Source organism: Bacteroides gallinaceum, assembly GCF_030373775.1.
GTDB lineage: Bacteria > Bacteroidota > Bacteroidia > Bacteroidales > Bacteroidaceae > Phocaeicola > Phocaeicola excrementipullorum.
Genome location: NZ_JAUDEN010000003.1, coordinates 113,401 through 133,621, shown reverse-complemented (window position 1 = coordinate 133,621; position 20,221 = coordinate 113,401). Strand labels below are relative to the sequence as shown.

The window sequence follows — 20,221 nt, the reverse complement described above, 5'->3', positions numbered from 1 at the left end:
CAGAACGTCCTTTTGCCTGTGACAGTTCGCTAATCTGCCGGATTTATTCGATTTTTCCAGTGATATTTCCTAACTTTGCATGCCGAATTTCATAGCACATGATAGACCAAGCCACCATAGACCGTATTCTTGATGCCGCTCAGATCGTTGATGTCGTATCAGAGTTTGTCACACTCCGCAAACGGGGAGTGAACTACATCGGACTCTGTCCTTTCCATAACGAAAAGACACCTTCGTTCAGCGTTTCTCCAAGCAAAGGCGTATGCAAATGTTTCAGCTGCGGAAAAGGAGGGAATGTGGTTCATTTCATTATGGAACATGAGCAACTGTCTTATTATGAAGCACTCAAATGGCTGGCAAAAAAATACAACATCGAAATCAAGGAACGTGAACTGACAAAAGAAGAAAAACAGGCGCACGATCTTCGTGAAAGCCTTTTTGTTGTGAATCAGTTCGCAAACGACTATTTCCAGAACATTCTGCACAACAGCATCGAAGGCCAGCGCATCGGAATGACATACTTCCGCGGAAGAGGATTCAGGGATGACATCATCAAAAAATTCCAGCTCGGATACAGCACCGACTCCCACAAAGCATTCGTGCAGGCTGCCCTGAAGCAAGGATATAAAGAAGAGTTTCTGGTCAAGACCGGACTTTGCTACCGAAAAGAAGACGGATCGCTGAACGACCGTTTTTGGGGGCGTGTCATATTTCCGGTCCATACGCTTTCGGGAAAAGTCGTGGCCTTCGGCGGGCGCGTGCTGAACGCTGCCACGAAAAACGTACAGATGAAATACGTCAACTCGCCCGAGTCGGAAATCTATCATAAAAGCAAGGAACTGTACGGAATCTATTTCGCCAAACAAGCCATCGTGCGCCAGGACCGCTGCTTTCTTGTAGAAGGGTATACAGACGTGATTTCCATGCACCAAAGCGGAATAGAAAATGTTGTCGCCTCTTCGGGCACTGCCCTGACATCCGACCAGATCCGGCTGATCCATCGCTTTACGAACAACATCACCGTGCTTTACGACGGCGACGGGGCCGGAATCAAGGCCAGCATACGAGGCATCGACATGCTGCTTGAAGAGGGTATGAATGTAAAAGTCTGCCTGCTCCCTGACGGAGATGATCCGGACAGTTTCGCACGCAAGCATAACGCGACAGAATATCAGGCCTATATCAACGGGCATGAAGTGGACTTTATCCATTTCAAGACCAACCTGCTGCTCGCAGAAACCGGCAAAGACCCGATAAAGAAAGCTGCGCTCATCTCAAGCATCGTGAAAAGCATTTCCGTCATTCCAGATGCAATCGTGCGCTCGGTTTATATCCGCGAGTGTGCCCAACTGCTTGAAATGAATGAAAAGATACTGGTGGAGGCCACCGCCAAACTGATCGAACAGGCTAAAGAGAGCAAACAAAAGGAAACGGAACGCAAGAAACTGCGCGAACAGCGGAATTCCTCCTCGCCTGCTCCAGCCGTACAGGAAGGGGCGAAACCTGCACAAGAAGCGCAAGAATCAACAGGCCAGCCGGCTTTGTCCGACGGAAACGGCATCCCGGCAAACGACGAGATTCCGGCTGACAACTATACGTCGTTCATTCCTGCCGAAGGAAACGAACGGAAAGTCTTTTATGAAAAAGAAGAAGACTTGGTGCGGATGCTTATCCGCTATGGAGAAAGAGTGATGTGCTATGTAGAAAACGAGAACGGCGATGAAACGCCGCTGACTGTCATCGAATACATTGCACAAAGTCTGAAGGAAGACGATCTCCAGTTCCACGACGCACTGCACCGGGAGATCCTCAAAGAAGCGGAAGAACGTCTGCACGATGACAGCTTCGTTGCCGAACGGCACTTTGTAAGCCATCCGAACCAGGCTATCAGCAAACTTGCAGCAGACCTGATCAGCGAACGCTACCAGCTGAGCAAATACCATTCAAAAGGCCAGAAAATAGTTACAGACGAGGAACGGCTCTACGAACTCATTCCCCGTCTGGTTATAGACTTCAAGCTGTCAATTGTAGAAGAAGAGATGAAACACACGCTTCAAGCTCTGACAAAACCGGAGATTGTCAACGACCCGCAACAATACACCCGCGTCATGATGCACTTCAAGGACATACAGCAAACCCAAATCGCCTTGGCAAGAAAAGCCGGCGACCGGGTGGTCAATGCTTCATAAGCCTGTTGAGCACCCCTTTCTCCCACATAACAGGCAGGCCTTCAGAAATACGGGAACGTCCCGGATCACGTCCTTCATTTATAGTGAACTCCATCACTTTTCTGGCTCCGGTCAGTTCTTCATCAATGGGATTGTCCGGCTCATTTACAGGAAATTCTCCGGTTACGGGATTTTCTCCCAAACTGTTGCTGATCATGCTTCCCTTGTAATTCGCCAGCACAGCATAACCGGTAGGAGTGCTCGGATCACAGTTCGAATACATATTCACCCATACTTCATACGTGCCTTTCTGCAGACAGGCCTCGTCAAAGAAAATATTCTCACTGTTTATATTGTCAATGTTACATCCGGCATTAGAGTCCACATCCAGGCCTATCGGATCCCACTCAGGCTCTTCGTCCGTATCAGCATATTCCCAGCCCATATATGCCTGATAATTTTCTGAATAATACGGGAAAGGCATACCATAATAAATCACATTCCCGTTCGGTTCCACTACATAAAGATCCACGTCCTTTGCATTGCTGAAACGCAGATTCACCTGGAGCGAACCAGTACCAGCTTCCACATAGCTGACATTTCTGGTCACTTTCGAAGAAACCTCACCATTCTTGTTTACCGTAGTGAATTCAATGGTAAAGTCACTGTCAAGATGCTGGCTGATCATAACAAGCACCTGATATTCATACAAAGATGCAGAACGCACCTTTGCGCTGACTATTTCAGGATTGCTCAAAGGAACCCTGATATAGCCAGTCTGTCCCTGAACGGTCAGATTCACTTCACTCAATTCTTCAGTAGACTGAAGTACCAGAAACGAGCTTCCTCCCGGAAGAGCCGAACCGTCAAAAGTAGCCGACTGAAGCATCAAATCATTGTCCCCAACAGGCAATTCGCCTGCAACAAACTCCCCGCCTGCAACATCCAAATAATCATTCTGCAATCCACTGATTCCGGGGTCATCGTCGCTTCCACACGAAAACAAGAAGAAGGAACACAGCCCCAATACACACATCCGCAGTTTTTCCATGTTTTTCATAATTACATTCATTTACAGCGCCACTTCCCAAATCGCCGTTAACACTGGAGGACACAGGAAATGTTCTTTCCGCCAAAAGAAGTGCCCTTAACTATCAAAAGCAAAATTAACGTTTCAAGCGAAAAAAGAAAAGCACGAATATCCTGATTCCTAACTAAGCAGCAGAAACAGGCGACTATCATAATGAAATATGCAACTATCCGGATAAAATTGACAATCATCACGTTACTACTCCCAACTTCACCCGACACAACGTAAAAAATAAAAATCGAACGGGACAGAATCGTCAAAGACGACCTGCCCCGTTCTTCAAACTTAATATCTATGCAATTCGCCAATTGCCACAACTTGATTTACCAGCCAGGATTCTGATGCCCTTTCAGATTCGGATTGATATCCATTTCTGTCTGGGGAATCGGCCAGAGATAGTCACGTTCACGGACTACACGGGTGTAGAAAGCTGTATTTATATTAGTGATATACTTCTCTTCTCTGCCTATCGTTTCAAGCAGTCCCCAACGCTTCATATCACTGAAGCTGTGCCCTTCAGCAGCAAGTTCAACGGCGCGCTCATGCTTAATGCAATTAAATACAGCATCCTTATTTTCTGCTACCTGATACGGGCTTCCAGTCTCATTTATTAACGGCATGCCGACACGATTGCGAACCAAATTGATATAGCGAATAGCCTCACTCTGATTTCCACCTTCCATCTGATTATGGCATTCTGCCATCATCAAATACACATCAGCTAAACGTATCAGCGGGAAATTAATCGGAGTATCCTCACGGTTATTGATTGCCCCATCCATATCTGCTTCCGCAACGAATTTTCTCCACACATAAAGTTCATGGCCTTGGTTTACCTGAACAAATCCATTTAAAACTGTAGTTTCATTTGTATTTCCAGTCAACACATATTCCGTAGTCTTTGGAGCATTCTGACTCCATCCTTCATATGTAGAATACGGACAAATCAGAGAAACAGACATGCGTGGATCGCGTTCATTTTCATACATGTCTATAAGCTGGTCCCTATATGCCGTATAAGTAGCGACAGCTGTCTTGTCCGCATTCAAGGTGGAATAGAAAACTTGTTTTCTCACACTTTCATCCGTAGAGTAGTTCAAACCGGTGAAACTATCCCAATCAAACTGAAATGTTGAGTAATCATAGTTACGTCCGTTTCTTGTTTCATATGAATCGGCAAATGTTGTAGCAACCATCATATTATTCCAGCAACTGCCGTAAGAAGCACGAGTTCCCATATAAAAAGTCATCGGCATACCAAAGTTTTGTCCTACACCGCCAATATTCTGAATTGCGAAAATCATTTCGCTGCTTTCGTCACCTCCCGGCTTGAACAGGTTAGCATAGTCAGTCTTAGAATCTCCGGTCGGCTGATACAATTTATAGGTTGCATACTTCCCTTCCGTATTGTCCAACAACTCATTGAAGCAGTTGAGAGCTTCCTGATACTGCTTGTTCCACAAGTACACCTTACCTTTCAAAGCCAAAGCCGCACCGCAAGTTGCTCTACCGCTGTTTGTGTTATCCCATTCTCCCGGCAAATAATCAATAGCATCATTCAGGTCTTCAATAATAAATGCTCTTACCTGCTCTGCTGTAGATCGCGGTTCCAGCATGTTCATAAAATCCTCAGAAACAACAGTTTCCTCATCATATATGGGAACCCCTCCCCAAAAGTCCAGCAATGTGAAATAAAATAAAGCGCGCATAAACTTTGCTTCAGCTTTATACTGCAGCTTTAAGTCATCAGTCATGTCACAGTTATCTACATTCTGCAATACGATATTTGCACGCGAGATACCTTCGTATAATTTCTGGAACTTATTGCTAACAGCACTTTCCGAAGTGGTATAAGTGCCTCGTGCAATAGACTGATAAGCATAAGGATCGTATCCGGCTCCAATCCCTCCCAAACAGTCAAAAGCAAACTGACGTCCGAAAACATCGTTATCCGTCATTATATTATAGACTCCCATCATAGCTTGATCAGCATGATCCTGAGTCTGAAAGAAAGTACCGCTTGACAGCTCGTCCTCCGGATATACGTCCAAATCATAACATCCGGTAGTCAGGCACATACATGCTCCTAAACCTAAAATCAATTTATATGCTTTCATAGACATTTTTTCTATTTAATTAAAATGTAACATTAACACCTACTACCATACTCTTCATGGCAGGATAAGCCACAGTCGCTCCCAGCTCAGGGTCAAAGCCTCTGAATGAAGTAAATGTAAAGAAGTTCTCCATACTTGCATACACACGGATTCTGTCAAGAGTCAGCTTGTTAGTCCATGTTTTCGGCAGTGTATATCCCAACTGAATATTGCGAATCTTGAGGAACGACAGATTCTCCAAATAAAAATCACTCACCTGCTTGTTTCTCTGATCCTGATATTCCAGCAATCTTGGATAAGAAGCATCTGTTCTGCCTTTATACCATCTGCCGTCACAAACCTCCTTGTTCAGCTGATAACCTTGCCTTACACTGGCAGTGTTGACCAAATCATTCTGCCAATAGACCTCCGCACCGGCTTGTCCCTGGAACAAAATAGCGAAATCTATTCCTTTCCATGCAGCGTTCAGATTCAGACCAAACTGGAACTTCGGATTCGGACCGTCGCTCACGATATCGCGGTCATTCAAGTCGATAATACCGTTGTCGTCCACATCCTTATACAGAAAGTCACCCTTCTCGGGCACACCGAAGGCATCAAATGCTTTCGGATTCTTAGCCAACATCTCGTTTACTATAGCCAGATCTTCGTCTGTCTGAATGATACGGTCTACCTGCAGCAGATACTGAGAGTTAATGGGATGTCCTTCCCAAATCACATTGGCACCGCTAATGGTCATGCCACCCTTATCCGTCCCCTTATATTTATCAACCATATTCTTCACGTATGTAAAGTTTCCGGTTATTCCGTAAGAGAATTCACCCACTTTATCCTGCCATCCCAAAGTGAATTCGATACCTTTGTTTGTAACCGTCGCACTGTTCTGCTTGGGGATTGAAGCTGTTCCGTGAACGATAGGAGCCGGCAAATCGATAAGAATGTCTTTAGTCCTTTTATGGAAATAATCGACAGTTCCGGTCAAACGATTATTGAAAAAGCCGAAATCAACTCCCACATTAGTCATATACGTAGACTCCCATGTTAAATCCGGATTTGCCAGACGTGCTTGCACCAGTCCTAACACCAGCGCATTGTTCAGCACATAATTATAAGCGGTGCCCGAACTAGGACGATTAGCATAAGTTGCCAGCGCATCATAGTTCCCCACCGAATTGTTACCCAAAGATCCATAAGACAAACGGAGTTTCAGGTTGCTCAGTCCCTTGTCAACCAGATTTGCCATAAACGGCTCCTGCTCAATGCGCCATGCAACTGAAGCTGAGGGGAAATAGCCTGTACGGTTCTTTGACAAGAAACGGGAAGACTGGTCTGCACGGAGATTCACTTCAAGCAAATACTTGCTTTCCCAATCCAAATTGACACGTCCGAAGAAAGAACGCATTGCCCATTCGGCACTGGAACCGGAAGCCGAAGCCTCGCCAATCGCAGCATTCATAACATTCAGGCTCAAGTCAATAAGGTCATACTTTGAAGCCGAGAAATTGTGCGTATAATATCTTTCCTGACTGGCACCGATCATCGCATTCAGTCCTAAACGATCTTTCAAAAAGCGTGATTCGTAACGAGCAACTACATCTCCGAAGAAACGCTGAGTTTTTCCGTCATAATTATACAGAGAAGTTCTTCCTCTTGTCGTTGCCGTCACCGTATTGGTCTGAAAGTTCCAGCTATCTATAAACACAGGTTTTCTTGAACGGTCCTCATCCAGAAACTCATACGTATAAGACGCTGTAATAGAAAATCCTTTGAAAGGTTTCAACGTGCCGAAGAAACGGGCACGCATATTGGTTTTACGAATATTCCCTGCAACAGCATTCAAGCGTTTCAACGGATTGTTTACAGAACTCTGAGCGGCATCCTCTGTATTATTAACCGCTCCATATCTGCCGTCAGGCGCACGGAACACCATACCCGGGGTTGTTGCACTTGCATATGTAAACACTTCGCTTACAGCCGTCGTATTGTCACTGCTGTCATAGTTGGCCGCAGGATCCATGTTAGAAACATAACCGTTAGCCTGCACGCCCAAACTCAGCCAGGGCTTCAAATCAGCCGAAACATTCAAACGCCCTGTAAATTTTTCAAAACCGGTATTTTCCATAACACCCGGATTGTTCTGATAACCGAACGATGAATAAAAACGAATCTTCTCAGTACCGCCACTCATGGAAAGCACATGGTTGTGGGCAACAGAGTTGCGGAATGTATCATCCAGCCAATTTGTATTAGGATAAAGCAACGGATTTTGTCCGTTGTCATTACGCCATGACTGAATTACTTCGGGAGAAAATACAGCATTACTGTTTGAATTGGTGTAACCTTCATTGATCAGATCCATATAGTCCGCATAATTCGACACCGGATCCATCGTGCTCGGGATGGTAGGCGAAGTGAACGAAACATAACCGTTGTAGTCAATCTTCATGCTTCCGGCCTTGCCCTGCTTGGTGGTAATCAGGATGACGCCGTTTGCGGCACGCGAACCGTAAATGGCAGCCGAAGCCGCATCTTTCAGCACAGACATCGCCTCAATATCCTGAGGGCTTACAGAGCTGATGCTCGATTCCACACCGTCGATGATGACGAGAGGCGCAGAGTCGTTCAGAGTTCCTTGCCCGCGCACCTGGATGGTTGCATCGTCATTACCGGGCTGGTTGCTTGCCGACTGCACATTCACACCGGCGGCCATACCTGCCAGAGCATGAGAAACGTTGGTAATCGGGCGGCTCTCGGTCAGTTCGTCCATATTAATGGAAGAAACAGAACCGGAAAGGTTTACCTTTTTCTGCACACCATAACCGACAACTACAACTTCGTCCAGTGTCTTTGAATCTTCCTTCAACGACACAGACAACCGGGTGGTCGATGATGTAACTCTGATTTCCTGGCTGTTATAGCCAATATAAGACACCACAACAACACACTCTGCAGGAACTTTCAGTGTGAATTTTCCATCCAGGTCAGTAATCGTACCGTTCGTCGTGCCCTTGACAACAACATTCGCACCGATAACAGGTTCCCCCGAACCATCCACTACGGTACCAGAGATTTCTTTCTGCTGAAGGATACTCTCTACAGCGTCTACATGGGAAACAGGAGAAGAATCAACGGCTCCCATCACGTTTGTGGCAGCAAAAATGAGCGATGCTCCCAACAACATCCTTTCAGAATAAAGGACTGTCATTCGTTTTTCCGTTTTCATTAAGCATTAAATTTTAGTTGGTCATATAATTCGGTTTCAATTATATCGGGAGCAAATATAAAGAAAGTATTTAATCTATTTAATTTTAGTCCGGAAAAATTCATCAAATACCTTAATCCATAATAAAAAATCACAAAAAGCAAAAGGACCACATCCGCAAAAAATGCTCCTGCCGCAAAAGAAGAATAATCGAAATTCGACGGAGGAAGTTATAAACAACAATGTTGTTTATACAAACCACAATGCGGTTCGTACAAACCACAACGTCGTTTATAGAAACCACGATGCCGTTTGCAAATTGAAGGGTGAAAAAGCACGTTTTTCAGAACAGAAAACAGCATTTCCCGGCTTGGAGATACAAAAGGCGCGTTTGCATAATTCAATCATTCTGCCTACATTTAACCGCAAAATTCTATAAAATCAACATCTATGAAAACTAAAAACTTTTTTCTGGCAGTCATTACATTCCTGGCGGCATTTCCGGCAACGCTGGAGGCATATACGGAAAGAAACCTGCTGCAAAGCAAAATCACCCGAGAACAAATCTCAGACTATCTGGTCACGCAACAGAAATGGGTGGACTATCCATCCTATGCAGACCGGGAAGGATGGGACAAGCTGCTGGGCAAAAATAAGGAAACAGTCATCAGAAACGGAGAAAAGCAGCTGAAGCACGAATGGAAGGTGATTACCGCAACCGACTATCTCGAGTTTGAAAGAAGCGGAAACCGCAAGATCATGGAATCACCGTTCGATGCAAACAACTATGCCATCGTACAACTGCTGCTGGCAGAACTGGCAGAAGGAAAAGGACGCTTCACCGACCAGCTGATAAACGGAGTGTTCCACACCTGCGAAATGACTTCATGGGCTCTGTCGGCGCATCTCCCCAACCAGCCGTCCGGCCGCTCGCTTCCTTCATACGAATATGATCTGATCGACCTGACAGCAGGAGATTTGGGAAACATCCTTGCATGGACCTATTATTTCATGCACGACACCTTCGACAAAACAGATCCGGAAATCTCCCGAAGGCTTTATCATGAACTGGACAAACGCATCATGAAACCATATCTTGAGGACGACAGATTCTGGTGGATGGCAGTCAACTATAAGGAAGGAAACATGATAAACAACTGGAATCCATGGTGCAACAGCAATGCGCTCATGACATTCATGCTCCTGGAAAACAATCCGCAACGGCTTGAGGCAGCAATCTGGAGAAGCATCCAGTCTGTGGATAAATTCCTGAATTACGTACATAGCGACGGAGCCTGCGAAGAAGGGCCTTCTTACTGGGGACATGCATCAGGGAAAGTGCTGGATTACCTCGTCCTGCTGTCGGACATCACAGGCAACCGCATCAACTTCTTTGAGGACAGCCAGATCAGAAACATGGCAGAATACATATCAAACAGCTATGTAGGAAACGGATGGGTGGTCAACTTTGCAGACGCATCTGCCAAAGGAGGAGGAGATCCCCAGCTGATTTTCCGGTTCGGACAGGCTATCGGAAGCAGCCGGATGAAGCAGTTCGCCGCCTATCTCAAACAAAAGCAGAAAAACAGGATTACGCTTGCAAGCAGAGATTTCTACAGAATACTGGAAGGGCTGAAAGCGGATGCTGAGCTGTCCGGATATGCTCCGGCGCACGAAACTCCCGACTTCATCTGGTATCCGGAAACGCAATTCTGCTATATAAGGAAAGGAAAAGCGTTCTTTGCCGCCAAAGGAGGATATAACGACGAAAGCCACAACCACAATGACATCGGAACTTTCTCCCTATGGGTGCAGGACACCCCGGTATTTCTGGATGCAGGAGTAGGCACCTATACCAAACAAACATTCAGTTCGGAAAGATACAAGATATGGACCATGCAAAGCAACTATCACAATCTGCCCGTCGTCAATGGCATCCCACAAAAATACGGAAGAAAATACAAGGCCCAAGATGCAGAAGCCTCTCCCAACGAGTTCAGGCTGAACCTAAAAGAAGCCTACCCTGCGGAAGCCGGAATCAAAGACTGGATCCGCTCGTATCAGCTTAAGAACAACCAACTGGTCATCAGGGACAAGTTCAGTCTTGAAGAAGCCATTGCTCCCAATCAGATCAACTTCATGACTTGGGGGAACATCAGCATCGAAGGCGACAAGGTAAGCATCAGCAGAGAAAACATTTCCGCAACCATAAAGTTCAATCCGGACGAGTTTGAGGCATCAAAAGAAACGATACCGCTTACCGATCCGACACTGTCGAATGTTTGGGGAAAGGAAATCTACAGAATCTCGTTTACGGCAAAGCGTCTGTCTAAAGAAGGAAACTATAAGTTCACGGTCAGTTTTTGACCTTGCAGAATAACGCAACAATTCTGCAAGACGAACGCAGAGGCACGAAGCCACAGAGAAAACGCATTCAAGTTCAATACAAAAGTTCTGCGACTTTGTGCCTTTGTATTCAGAACGGTATCGCCTCAGGTCAGTATCTCGCCCGAATAAGGTTCATGAATTCTTCACGGGTTTTGGCCTGGTTGAAAGCCCCCGTAAAATCGGAGGTAGTCGTGACCGAATTCTGTTTCTCCACACCACGCATCTGCATACACATGTGTTTCGCTTCAACAACCACCATTACTCCCAGCGGATTCAAGGTTTCTTGAATACACTCTTTGATCTGCAGCGTCATGCGCTCCTGAACCTGCAGGCGGTGAGAAAAAATATCCACCACACGGGCAATCTTGCTCAATCCCGTAATATATCCGTTAGGGATATAAGCCACATGCGCCTTCCCGTAAAAAGGAAGCATGTGATGTTCGCACATCGAAAAGAAATCGATGTCTTTTACTATGACCATCTGACTGTAAGGCTCCTTGAACTTCGCCGCATTCAAAACCTCCCTGGGATCCATTTCATATCCGCGGGTCAAAGTAAGCATGGCCTTGGCCACTCTTTCCGGGGTTTTCAGCAACCCTTCACGATTCGGATCCTCTCCCAGCAGCGAAAGGATTTCAGCGTAATGCGCCTTCAGTTTCTCTACCTTCTCTTCCGGCCAGTTTATCAAGCTGTTGTCAATCATCATTCTATCGGTATATTTATTTGTTCGCGCACAATGGACACTTCCTTGAAGACGCCTGTCGCTTTCAGCATACGCATTGCCGAATGAGCTTCCTCCATAGTCTTATAGTCACCAACGCGGCACAACCAGCGTGGAGGCTGGAAATAGGTATAAACCGGCATATCTGGAAATTCCTCCTTCACCTTTGCCGCCACATCATACGCTTGCGAACGCGCCTGGCGGGAATTGTTCCCGGCATACACTTGCACGCGGAATCCTCTGGTCCTCAAAACATTCGGCTGTTCTGACGGTGAAAGTACATAGCGCTTGCCGATCATTCCGGAGATTTGCGCATCCTGATGAACAGTCACAACTCCTTCACCTGCACGGCGAGTCTGCAAACTCTCGATAATATTGCTTTGTGCGTATGCTCCGGCAGCACTGACCAGAAAAGCAACGACAGAAAAGAAAAGATATTTCATAATGTCCGGATTAAAAATAAAAGCACAGAGAAGCAAAAATGCACGCTGAAAGAGCGCCTGTTTCTGCTCCCCTGTATAAAATATAAAACGTTAAAGCTGTTCTGCCAGATTATTTGAAAGCATCGATAATGCCCTTGAAGTCAGCAGCCTTCAGCGCAGCACCGCCGATCAGTCCGCCGTCAACATTCGGTTTTGCAAACAGTTCTTTTGCATTTGAAGGCTTGCAGCTTCCTCCGTAAAGGATAGAAGTATTTTCAGCCACCTCATTGCCATACTTGGCTGCAACCAGCGAACGGATATGTGCGTGGATTTCTTCTGCCTGCTCCGGAGTTGCGGTCTTTCCCGTACCGATAGCCCAAACCGGCTCATAAGCCAGAATAACCTTGCTGAAATCTTCAGCCGACAGAGAGAATACAGAAGCCAACTGAGCTTCAACAACTTCGTTCTGCTTGTTTGCTTCACGTTCTGCCAGTACTTCACCGATGCAGAAAATCGGCTTCAGGTTGTTGGCCAATGCCAGTTTAACCTTTTCAGCCAGGATTTCAACTGTTTCATGATAATATGCACGGCGTTCTGAATGTCCCAGAATAACATACTGAGCACCTGTTGATGCCACCATCTCAGCCGAAACTTCACCGGTATACGCACCAGAAGCCTTGTCTGCACAGTTCTCGGCACCTACGCCAATGATAGCGCTGTCAACGATCGGAGTCACAGAAGCCAGATGGATAAACGGAGTGCAAATAATCACGTCGCAATTCGGCTTGTCTGCGGTCAGCACTTCGTTCAATTCCTTTGCCAAAGCAATACCTTCCTGCAGGTTCTTGTTCATTTTCCAGTTACCTGCTACAATGTTCTTTCTCATTTTGTTTAATTTTAAAGGGTTAGTATTTATAGTCAATGTATCAATCATTCCTCAGGATTCCCATTATCCGCTCTGTCGGGAACTTTTTTCTGTTTCTTCTCCTTCCTCCTGCGATATTTCATCCAAAGCAGATCTATAATTGTCAAAGCCGCCAGCGGAGCCAGAAAACTTCCGGTCACCTCCATCAATTTTCTGGATACGCCCTTGAGCTGTATCTCTCCCAAAGGCAAACGGTCAAGAGGAGCATTGAGCTGATATTCATCAGGCAGCGCATTCGCACTCCATTTATTGAGCACCACACCGTTCTTCAGCAGCATCAGTCCGGGATTGTAGCGGACCATGCTTTTCAATGTTATCTCATCTGCCAAAGCAAACGGATATTCGGCTCCTGTATTTTCCTGCCACGCCGATATCGCCTCATCTGTTGAAGAGGTCACACACAAGAAACGGTAGTCATGCTCCACACTGTAGTCGTAAATTTCATTGATCAAGTCTATCGAACTGTCATCAGCCCGATCCAGCCAGGGAGCTACCAGCAGAAAAACATATTGGCTGTCAGCCAATATCTCATCAGTCAAATTTGTTCCGTCCTCATATGACATCAATGCAAAATCCTGTATGGGAGGTTCATAACCTTTTTCCTTCAAGACCGTATGAGAATCAACAAAAGTCCAGAGGGAGTCGCCTGGATAGTTATCTATGGTAAAATCCTTTTTCACTCCGTCCTTTTCATACGTAAAGATCGTTTCATACACAGAAGGCTTTTCACCCTCCGGTATTTCCATACCTTTGCGGATATCCGCCCCTATATGATAAGGAAGAAAATCAAACACAGGCAGATAACGGTAACAGAAAATTGTAAAAAACAGAATAAAGATTATGCTGTACAATGATATCAGCCAGTCTACCTTGGTTGTCACAAGCTTAAAGATAAACCTCCTCCATTTGAACAGGCAGACAGCGGCAGCCAGCAGCACCAGATTCTTGAAAAAAGTTTCCCAATTGGTCAGCACTACCGCATCGCCAAAACAACCGCAGTCCGAAATCGGGTTCGCAATAGCCAGCCATAAAGTAAGGGGAGTCATGACCGACATGAAGAGAAGAACCAAAATGGAAGTCGCCCAACGGCGGATTCCAAAAAGAAGATAAACGCCGATGCTGAACTCAAAGGCAGCCATCAAGAAACTCGCCAGATAAGGAAACGAACCGCCGCTCAGACTAAACGCTCCCCATGCGTCCAGATAATCCTGCACTTTATAAACCGTGCCCAACGGATCATTAGCCTTAACGAATCCGGAAAACAGAAAAACAGCCGCCAAAAGAAAACGGCATGTATTTGCTCCAATTACAATTGCGTCATGTATATGTAAATGTTTGCTCGCCAAAGTTCTATCTCAATAAACAATTTTTCTGCACCTGCAAAAATACAGTTTTTTCACGGAGCAGCCAACAAAAATTCCATATAAAAAAAGCCATCCGGAACGAAGCGTTACCAACTTCATTCGGGATGGCCCACTGAAATATCAAAGTAGATAATTATTTATGAACATCTCAATACTTGCCCGATCCGAAGAACCGTCGTGCGCTTGATGCCATTCAGACGGCACAGCTTGTCAATCGAAACATGATAGATACGCGATATGCGGCCCAACGTATCGCCTTTACGGATCTTATGGTAACGGATCGCAGCCTTTTCAGCTTCATCCGCACCCGACTTGCCCGCTTTCACGGCAGCCAATGCCCTTGTACGCTGGTAAGTGTAACGGTTGGCGCCACGAACGAACAGATAACTGTCGGCTACAATATCCTGATTCGGAAAGTCAAACATGAATTCCGGATTGATCACTTCCCCGAGAAAACGTGTTTCAAAATGCAAGTGAGAACCGGTCGAACGGCCCGTATTTCCTCCAAGACCGATCGGATCTCCCGCCTTCACATACTGGTCCTCATCCACAATCTGTTTCGACAAGTGTCCATAAATCGTTTCCAGACCATTATCATGACGAATCACCACATATTTGCCGTATCCGCGGCGTTCATACTTCACCATACGCACGCGCCCGTCGAATGCAGCACGGATTGTATCGCCGATATAAACTTTTATATCCAGTCCGTTATGCATACGCCGCCAGCGAGGGCCGCATTTAGAAGTAATTTTAGTGTGAGTTGTCGGCATGCAGAAGCCTGTAAGATCTATACGGAAGCTGTCGGGGATTTGCACTGTATTACCATAGGCATGGACGCGGTCATGGCTCCAGTTCGGATAAAGACTATATGCAGGATAAACGGCCTGCTCCGCCTTGATCTGGCGTATCAACGCCAATGAGTCTACAGCTTTCAATTTTCTGTCGATGGGAGCCTGTCGAGCCAGCAAGTCCTGTCCGCAGACATTTACACTCACAAAGGCCAAAGCCGCCATCGTCACTGTTCTAATACATTTTAAAATCATTACGTTATAATATTTTTCAGCAAGTATCCGTCGGCAAACTTTTTGAGAAAGTTTCGAACGTCTTCAGAATACCACTACAGGTTTACACAAATCAACTAAAAACGGCGATATTCTCCCCCTCTTTATGAAGGATAGTCTATCATATCCAACAAATTGTTCCAAAGATAATATTTTTCTCTTTGCCCACACCGGATGATTAACTATTTTTTATGTATTTTCAGTTGAAATCAATTCACGAAGCGCAGATTCCTGCTTTACAACATAAAAAACAGCCGGCGATATCGCATGATCAAATATTGCCTGAATCTTCTTTCCTCACGAACTTGCCTGCACTCCATTCATAGCGAAGCGGACAAGAACGCAGATAGGCCTTCAATTTGTCTGCCGTCCCCTTATCCAGATAGTCAGGAGTGCTATAGACAAACGAAATGGAAGGGCTTTCGGCGGAAAGTTCCGCTTTCAGCAGATACATGTCGGCATACGAACGCAGATTATCCAACGAGTCCTTTCCCGCCTCTGTCTGAGGAGAAAGATAAAAGTCCGTTTCAAGCGGGAGCTGCAAATAGTCGCCGGCAGGAAGCTCTTTCCAGTCGGAAGTAAAGAAAGAAACCTTGCTGTCAGCAGCCGGTGCCATATAAGTCTTCACCACACAGACAACATTGACGCTGTCGTTCATCGGAAGAAGCTTCATTTCCAATGTACTGGCCGATGTCAGTCTAACCGACAGGTAATCATCTGTCAGCCGGGTCATTTCCGAAATATTGCCAAAACGGTTTTTCACTTCCGCCTTCATGTTGCTTGCCAAAAAGTCTCCGAAATCCGCCCGATTGACTTCCGTCAACAGTGGAGATAATGAATCAGGCAAAGCCACAAACAAGGATTTCAAGTCTTGCGACCGCAATCCGCACGCATAACACAAAATCAATGCAAGTCCTATAACAATACGCTTCATAAACTTTGTTCTAAATCCGAGCCAAAGATACAACTATTTGCCGAACCGCAGCCATCATTTCCCATTTTTCCTTTTCAGAAAGTCTGTGGGACTTTCTCCGAAATAATCTTTATAACAACGCGCAAAATACGACGGAGAACTGAATCCGACTTCATAAGCGATCTCAGCTATCGTCTTCTCCGTAGAAGCCAGCAAAGCCGAAGCTTTCCTCAACCGGACAATCCGAAGCAGCTCATTCGGAGAATAACCGGTCAGTGCCTTGGTCTTTCTGTACAACTGCACACGTCCAAGACCAATCTCGCTTCCAATATTCTCCACATTCAAATCAGAATCACTCATCCGTTTTTCAATCAAGTCATACAGCCTGTCAACAAACCCCTTGTCAATATTGCCCAAGGGCGTTTCCTGCACCGTGGCAGCGCGGTCACTGAAAAAGGATTTCAGCCGCTTATGATTGGCTATCAGATTGTGAAGACGGGTCAGCAGCAACTTCGCGCTGAAAGGTTTCGACAAATAAGAATCGGCGCCACATTCATATCCTTTGATCTTTTGCTCATCCATTGCATATGCCGTAAGCATCATCACAGGAATATGAGATGTCTGAAGCTCGCTCTTCAACCGTTTGCAGCACTCCATACCGTCCATCACCGGCATCATCACATCGCAAATGATCGCATCGGGAACATATTTCATTGCCTGCTTCACCCCCTCTTGTCCGTTAACGGCTTCAATCACCGTATATTTCCCTTGCAAAAGCATACGCACATAGTCGCGTATGTCCTGATTGTCATCAATGACCAGCACCGTTTCCTTATCTTCCGGAATGAACTTATCACCTTGCTGGCTGACGGTTTCCAGATCCGCGTCAAGCACAGCTCCTTCCTTCAGGTTTGTCAGCATCACATTGCGCTGCAATCCCTCTTCCAATGCACCAGCCTGGCGCATCGGTATTTCAATTATAAAAGCCGTCCCCTTTTCTTTTCCGCTTTCTACCCGAATCACCCCTTTGTGCATTTCCACAAAAGCCTTCACCAAAGCCAGTCCGATACCCGAACCGGCATGATGCACATCGATTTGGTAGAAGCGTTCGAAAATGTGCTGCACATGCTCGGCCGACATGCCTATGCCCGTATCAGAAAACTGCATTCTCAGCCAATCAGCCTCATCCCGCCTAAACCGTGAGAGCCTGACGGATATGCGGCCATTTTCTGGAGTAAACTTGAAGGCATTCGACAATAAATTATAGGTAATGCGCTCCAGCTTTTCTGCATCAGCTATCACAACGTATCCCTGCCCAGCCTCATCAACAGACATGTCAAAACGGATATGCTTACGGAACGACAAGGTGCGGAACGCTTCGGTCCACTCCTTCATCTCGCTGCAAATGTCGAACTCGGAAAGATGCAGCTTGAGCTTGCCGCTCTCAAATTTCCTGAAATCCAATATCTGATTGATCAGCCGGAGCAGAACAACAACATTCTTATGTGCAATGTTAAGCAAAGAGCGTTCATGTTCATTCAAGTTACGGCTTTGCAACAGTTGATCCACCGGATCGGCTATCAGCGTCAGAGGCGTGCGGAAATCATGCGACACATTGGTAAAGAAAGCCAGTTTCGCATGAGTTGCCTCTTCCAACTGATGAGAAAGATCAATCAGCTGATCACGCTGTTCCTCCAGCTTCGTCTTCTGGCACGAAAGTTCTGCATTAAGCCTGTTTTTTGTCCAAAATGCACGGACAACGAAAACCAGCAATGCTCCCACAAGCAAAAGAATGACAATACATGCATACAGGAACATGCGCTGGGAAGAGTAACGAAGGAAATAAGCATCTACCTTCTTATTCAGATATTCGATTTTCTTGTCCAATTCAAAGATATGCTCCGTCTGCATCTCCATGACACGGGCGTTCGACTTGTCAACCAATGCAGTCTGCAGTTTGGTATCCCTGTCGTATGGCTTGCCTTCCAAAACCGCCATCACCACCTGCATTACCTTATCCCCAGATGTCGGATAAATGAACGTTGCGTCCAGTTCACCGGAAGCCACTTTCTCCACTCCATACCCTTCTCCCGAAACTGCATCAATCCCGACAAACAACATATCCTTCTGCCGCCCGCACTTCAAAGCCGCCTGATGAGCGCCGATCGCCATGCGGTCGTTTTGGGCAAACACCAGATCAATGTCTTTATGCCGGGCTAGAATCGAATCAAACTTGTCCTCAGCTTTCTGCTGAAAAAAGCCTGCATCCGCTCTAGCCACTACCTCCATTTCAGGAGATTCGGCCAACGCATCCATAAAGCCACGATGACGCTCTTCGGCCGAGGTTGAGCCCCTCAGTCCGGTGATCTCTACCACATGCCCCTTTCCATGCAGACGATTAACGATGTAAAACCCGGCACGCCGGCCAATATCGTAGTTGTCTGCACCTACATAAGCTGTATATTTTCCCGAATGAATCTTCCTGTCGACCAATATCACCGGAATGCCCGCATCGAAAGCCTTTTCAATTACAGGAGTTACCGTTTCAGCTTCATTGGGAGAAACAACCAGCGCATCCACTCTTTCCTTGATGAACGTTTCGATGTCTTCTATCTGAATTCCGCTGTTATCTTTTGCCGAACGAATCTTCACTTCCGTTTCAGGATAGAACAAGGCTTCCCGAAGCATTTCCCTGTTCATCTGTGTCCTCCACTCATCATCACTGCATTGCGAAACGCCAATTACCAAATGTTCTTTTTCATCCGAACAGGCAGCCAGCGCCACCAAAGATACGATAAAGGCTAATACTGTTTTCATGGCTTACTATTTACAAGCCACAAAACTAAAAAAAAAAACGGGAAATCTCAAACTAAAATCATTTGCCAGTCAAACCGCTCACCGCAGCGTGATACGCGCCAAGCTTTGTTGCCTTTAACACAGCCTTGCGCGCCTTCCGGTCGGCATCCGGAAGCAGATAATCCCAAAAGCTCTTCATCTTTGTCAATAACTGGGCATCACCTCCTTGGAGCTGCCTGGAATAAGCGTCAAAAACAAAATCATGCATTTTTCTGATTCTTTCCATCTTTTCCGCTTCAGGCAATGCGCTTCCCTGGCGATACTCCAACGCCAATGCCGGATTTGCCAAAAGTCCACGCCCGACAGCCACACCGGCAAGACGGGGAAACCGTTCATGTATATCGGAGATATCATCCGCAGAGAGCAAATCACCGTTATAAAAAAGAGGTTTCTCACAAGCGTCATAAAAGGCGGCAAAAGCATCGAGATCAACACTCCCCTTGTATTGCTGCCTTCCCAGCCGCGGATGAAGAATGACGGCCGACAAAGGCAAACGGTTAAGCAAGGGCAGCAGTGCCAGACATTCGTCCGGGCTGTCCCACCCCAGCCTAAGCTTGACAGACAAAGACAATTGAGGAAAGCCTTCCGCAACACCTGTCAGCAAACTTTCAACCTCATCCGGATAAGGCAACATGCCTGCACCATTATGCCGTCTGGCAAGTACAGGAAACGGACACCCCAAATTAAGATTCGCATTGCGGTATCCTTTCTCTACAAAAAGCGAAAGAATATGCTCCGCCTTATCCCTGTCGGAAGCTATAAACTGGGGAACAAGGCTTAGGTTTTCATTGTTCTCAGGCTCAATGTCACGCATATCCTTACGGCGGATCTCTCCATGTTCGATCCGGACAAAAGGAGAATAGTAGCATTCCACCCCACCGAAAAAGCGAGCATGCGCCCGACGATAAACGGCATCCGTATACCCCTGAAGCGGTGAAAACTGAATTGAAAACCCACCTTGCATCACGCCTTCATTCTTTACTGCCACATC

At 46.2% G+C, this 20,221-nt stretch carries 13 protein-coding genes; 2 read left to right on the top strand and 11 right to left on the bottom strand.

Annotation, left to right across the window (positions count from 1 at the left end; all coding sequences use genetic code 11):
- The first annotated feature begins 98 nt into the window (after positions 1-98).
- Entirely contained in the window at positions 99-2,189 is a 2,091-nt protein-coding gene (dnaG, locus tag QUW60_RS02845; protein ID WP_289558368.1) for a DNA primase, read from the top strand.
- On the opposite strand, the gene QUW60_RS02840 is transcribed toward dnaG, so the two are convergent.
- From QUW60_RS02840 to QUW60_RS02830, 3 genes are all read right to left on the bottom strand, one after another.
- Complete coding sequence (locus QUW60_RS02840; RefSeq protein ID WP_289558367.1) at positions 2,176-3,228, bottom strand: hypothetical protein; 1,053 nt, start codon at positions 3,226-3,228, stop codon at positions 2,176-2,178. The genes dnaG and QUW60_RS02840 overlap by 14 nt on opposite strands.
- A gap of 353 nt (positions 3,229-3,581) precedes the next feature.
- The gene (locus tag QUW60_RS02835; RefSeq protein WP_289558366.1) at positions 3,582-5,375 is read right to left on the bottom strand and encodes a RagB/SusD family nutrient uptake outer membrane protein; all 1,794 of its coding nucleotides are present in this window, start codon (positions 5,373-5,375) and stop codon (positions 3,582-3,584) included.
- Positions 5,376-5,394: 19 nt separating this feature from the next.
- A complete protein-coding gene (locus tag QUW60_RS02830; RefSeq protein WP_289558365.1) occupies positions 5,395-8,580 on the bottom strand; it encodes a SusC/RagA family TonB-linked outer membrane protein in 3,186 nt (1,061 codons plus the stop codon).
- A gap of 447 nt (positions 8,581-9,027) precedes the next feature.
- Here QUW60_RS02830 and QUW60_RS02825 point away from each other — a divergent pair, with 447 nt between their 5' ends.
- Positions 9,028-10,944 (top strand): heparinase II/III family protein, encoded by a 1,917-nt coding sequence (locus tag QUW60_RS02825; RefSeq protein ID WP_289558364.1) that lies wholly within the window; start codon positions 9,028-9,030, stop codon positions 10,942-10,944.
- A 130-nt stretch (positions 10,945-11,074) separates the two neighbouring features.
- Here the strand turns inward: QUW60_RS02825 and folE are convergent, their stop codons facing one another.
- The 8 genes from folE to QUW60_RS02785 all read right to left on the bottom strand — a co-directional run bounded on the left by folE (position 11,075) and on the right by QUW60_RS02785 (position 20,194).
- Positions 11,075-11,668, bottom strand: a complete 594-nt coding sequence (gene folE, locus QUW60_RS02820; protein WP_258337864.1) for a GTP cyclohydrolase I FolE — start codon at positions 11,666-11,668, stop codon at positions 11,075-11,077.
- Positions 11,668-12,129, bottom strand: a complete 462-nt coding sequence (locus QUW60_RS02815; RefSeq protein WP_258337823.1) for an SPOR domain-containing protein — start codon at positions 12,127-12,129, stop codon at positions 11,668-11,670. The genes folE and QUW60_RS02815 overlap by 1 nt, the downstream gene beginning before the upstream one ends.
- Positions 12,130-12,238: 109 nt before the next feature.
- The gene (tpiA, locus tag QUW60_RS02810; protein ID WP_258337824.1) at positions 12,239-12,994 is read right to left on the bottom strand and encodes a triose-phosphate isomerase; all 756 of its coding nucleotides are present in this window, start codon (positions 12,992-12,994) and stop codon (positions 12,239-12,241) included.
- Between the two features lie 44 nt (positions 12,995-13,038).
- Entirely contained in the window at positions 13,039-14,379 is a 1,341-nt protein-coding gene (locus tag QUW60_RS02805) for a BT_3928 family protein (RefSeq protein WP_434736782.1), read from the bottom strand.
- A 155-nt stretch (positions 14,380-14,534) separates the two neighbouring features.
- Positions 14,535-15,443 carry a M23 family metallopeptidase gene (locus QUW60_RS02800; protein WP_258337826.1) on the bottom strand — a complete coding sequence of 303 codons (909 nt, stop codon included), beginning with the start codon at positions 15,441-15,443 and terminating at the stop codon, positions 14,535-14,537.
- Positions 15,444-15,732: 289 nt separating this feature from the next.
- Positions 15,733-16,395 carry a DUF3256 family protein gene (locus QUW60_RS02795; protein ID WP_258337827.1) on the bottom strand — a complete coding sequence of 221 codons (663 nt, stop codon included), beginning with the start codon at positions 16,393-16,395 and terminating at the stop codon, positions 15,733-15,735.
- A 54-nt stretch (positions 16,396-16,449) separates the two neighbouring features.
- On the bottom strand, positions 16,450-19,191 hold the full coding sequence (locus QUW60_RS02790; RefSeq protein WP_289558362.1) for a hybrid sensor histidine kinase/response regulator transcription factor: 2,742 nt from the start codon (positions 19,189-19,191) through the stop codon (positions 16,450-16,452).
- Positions 19,192-19,249: 58 nt separating this feature from the next.
- Complete coding sequence (locus QUW60_RS02785; protein ID WP_434736837.1) at positions 19,250-20,194, bottom strand: tRNA-dihydrouridine synthase family protein; 945 nt, start codon at positions 20,192-20,194, stop codon at positions 19,250-19,252.
- Between the last annotated feature and the right edge of the window lie 27 nt (positions 20,195-20,221).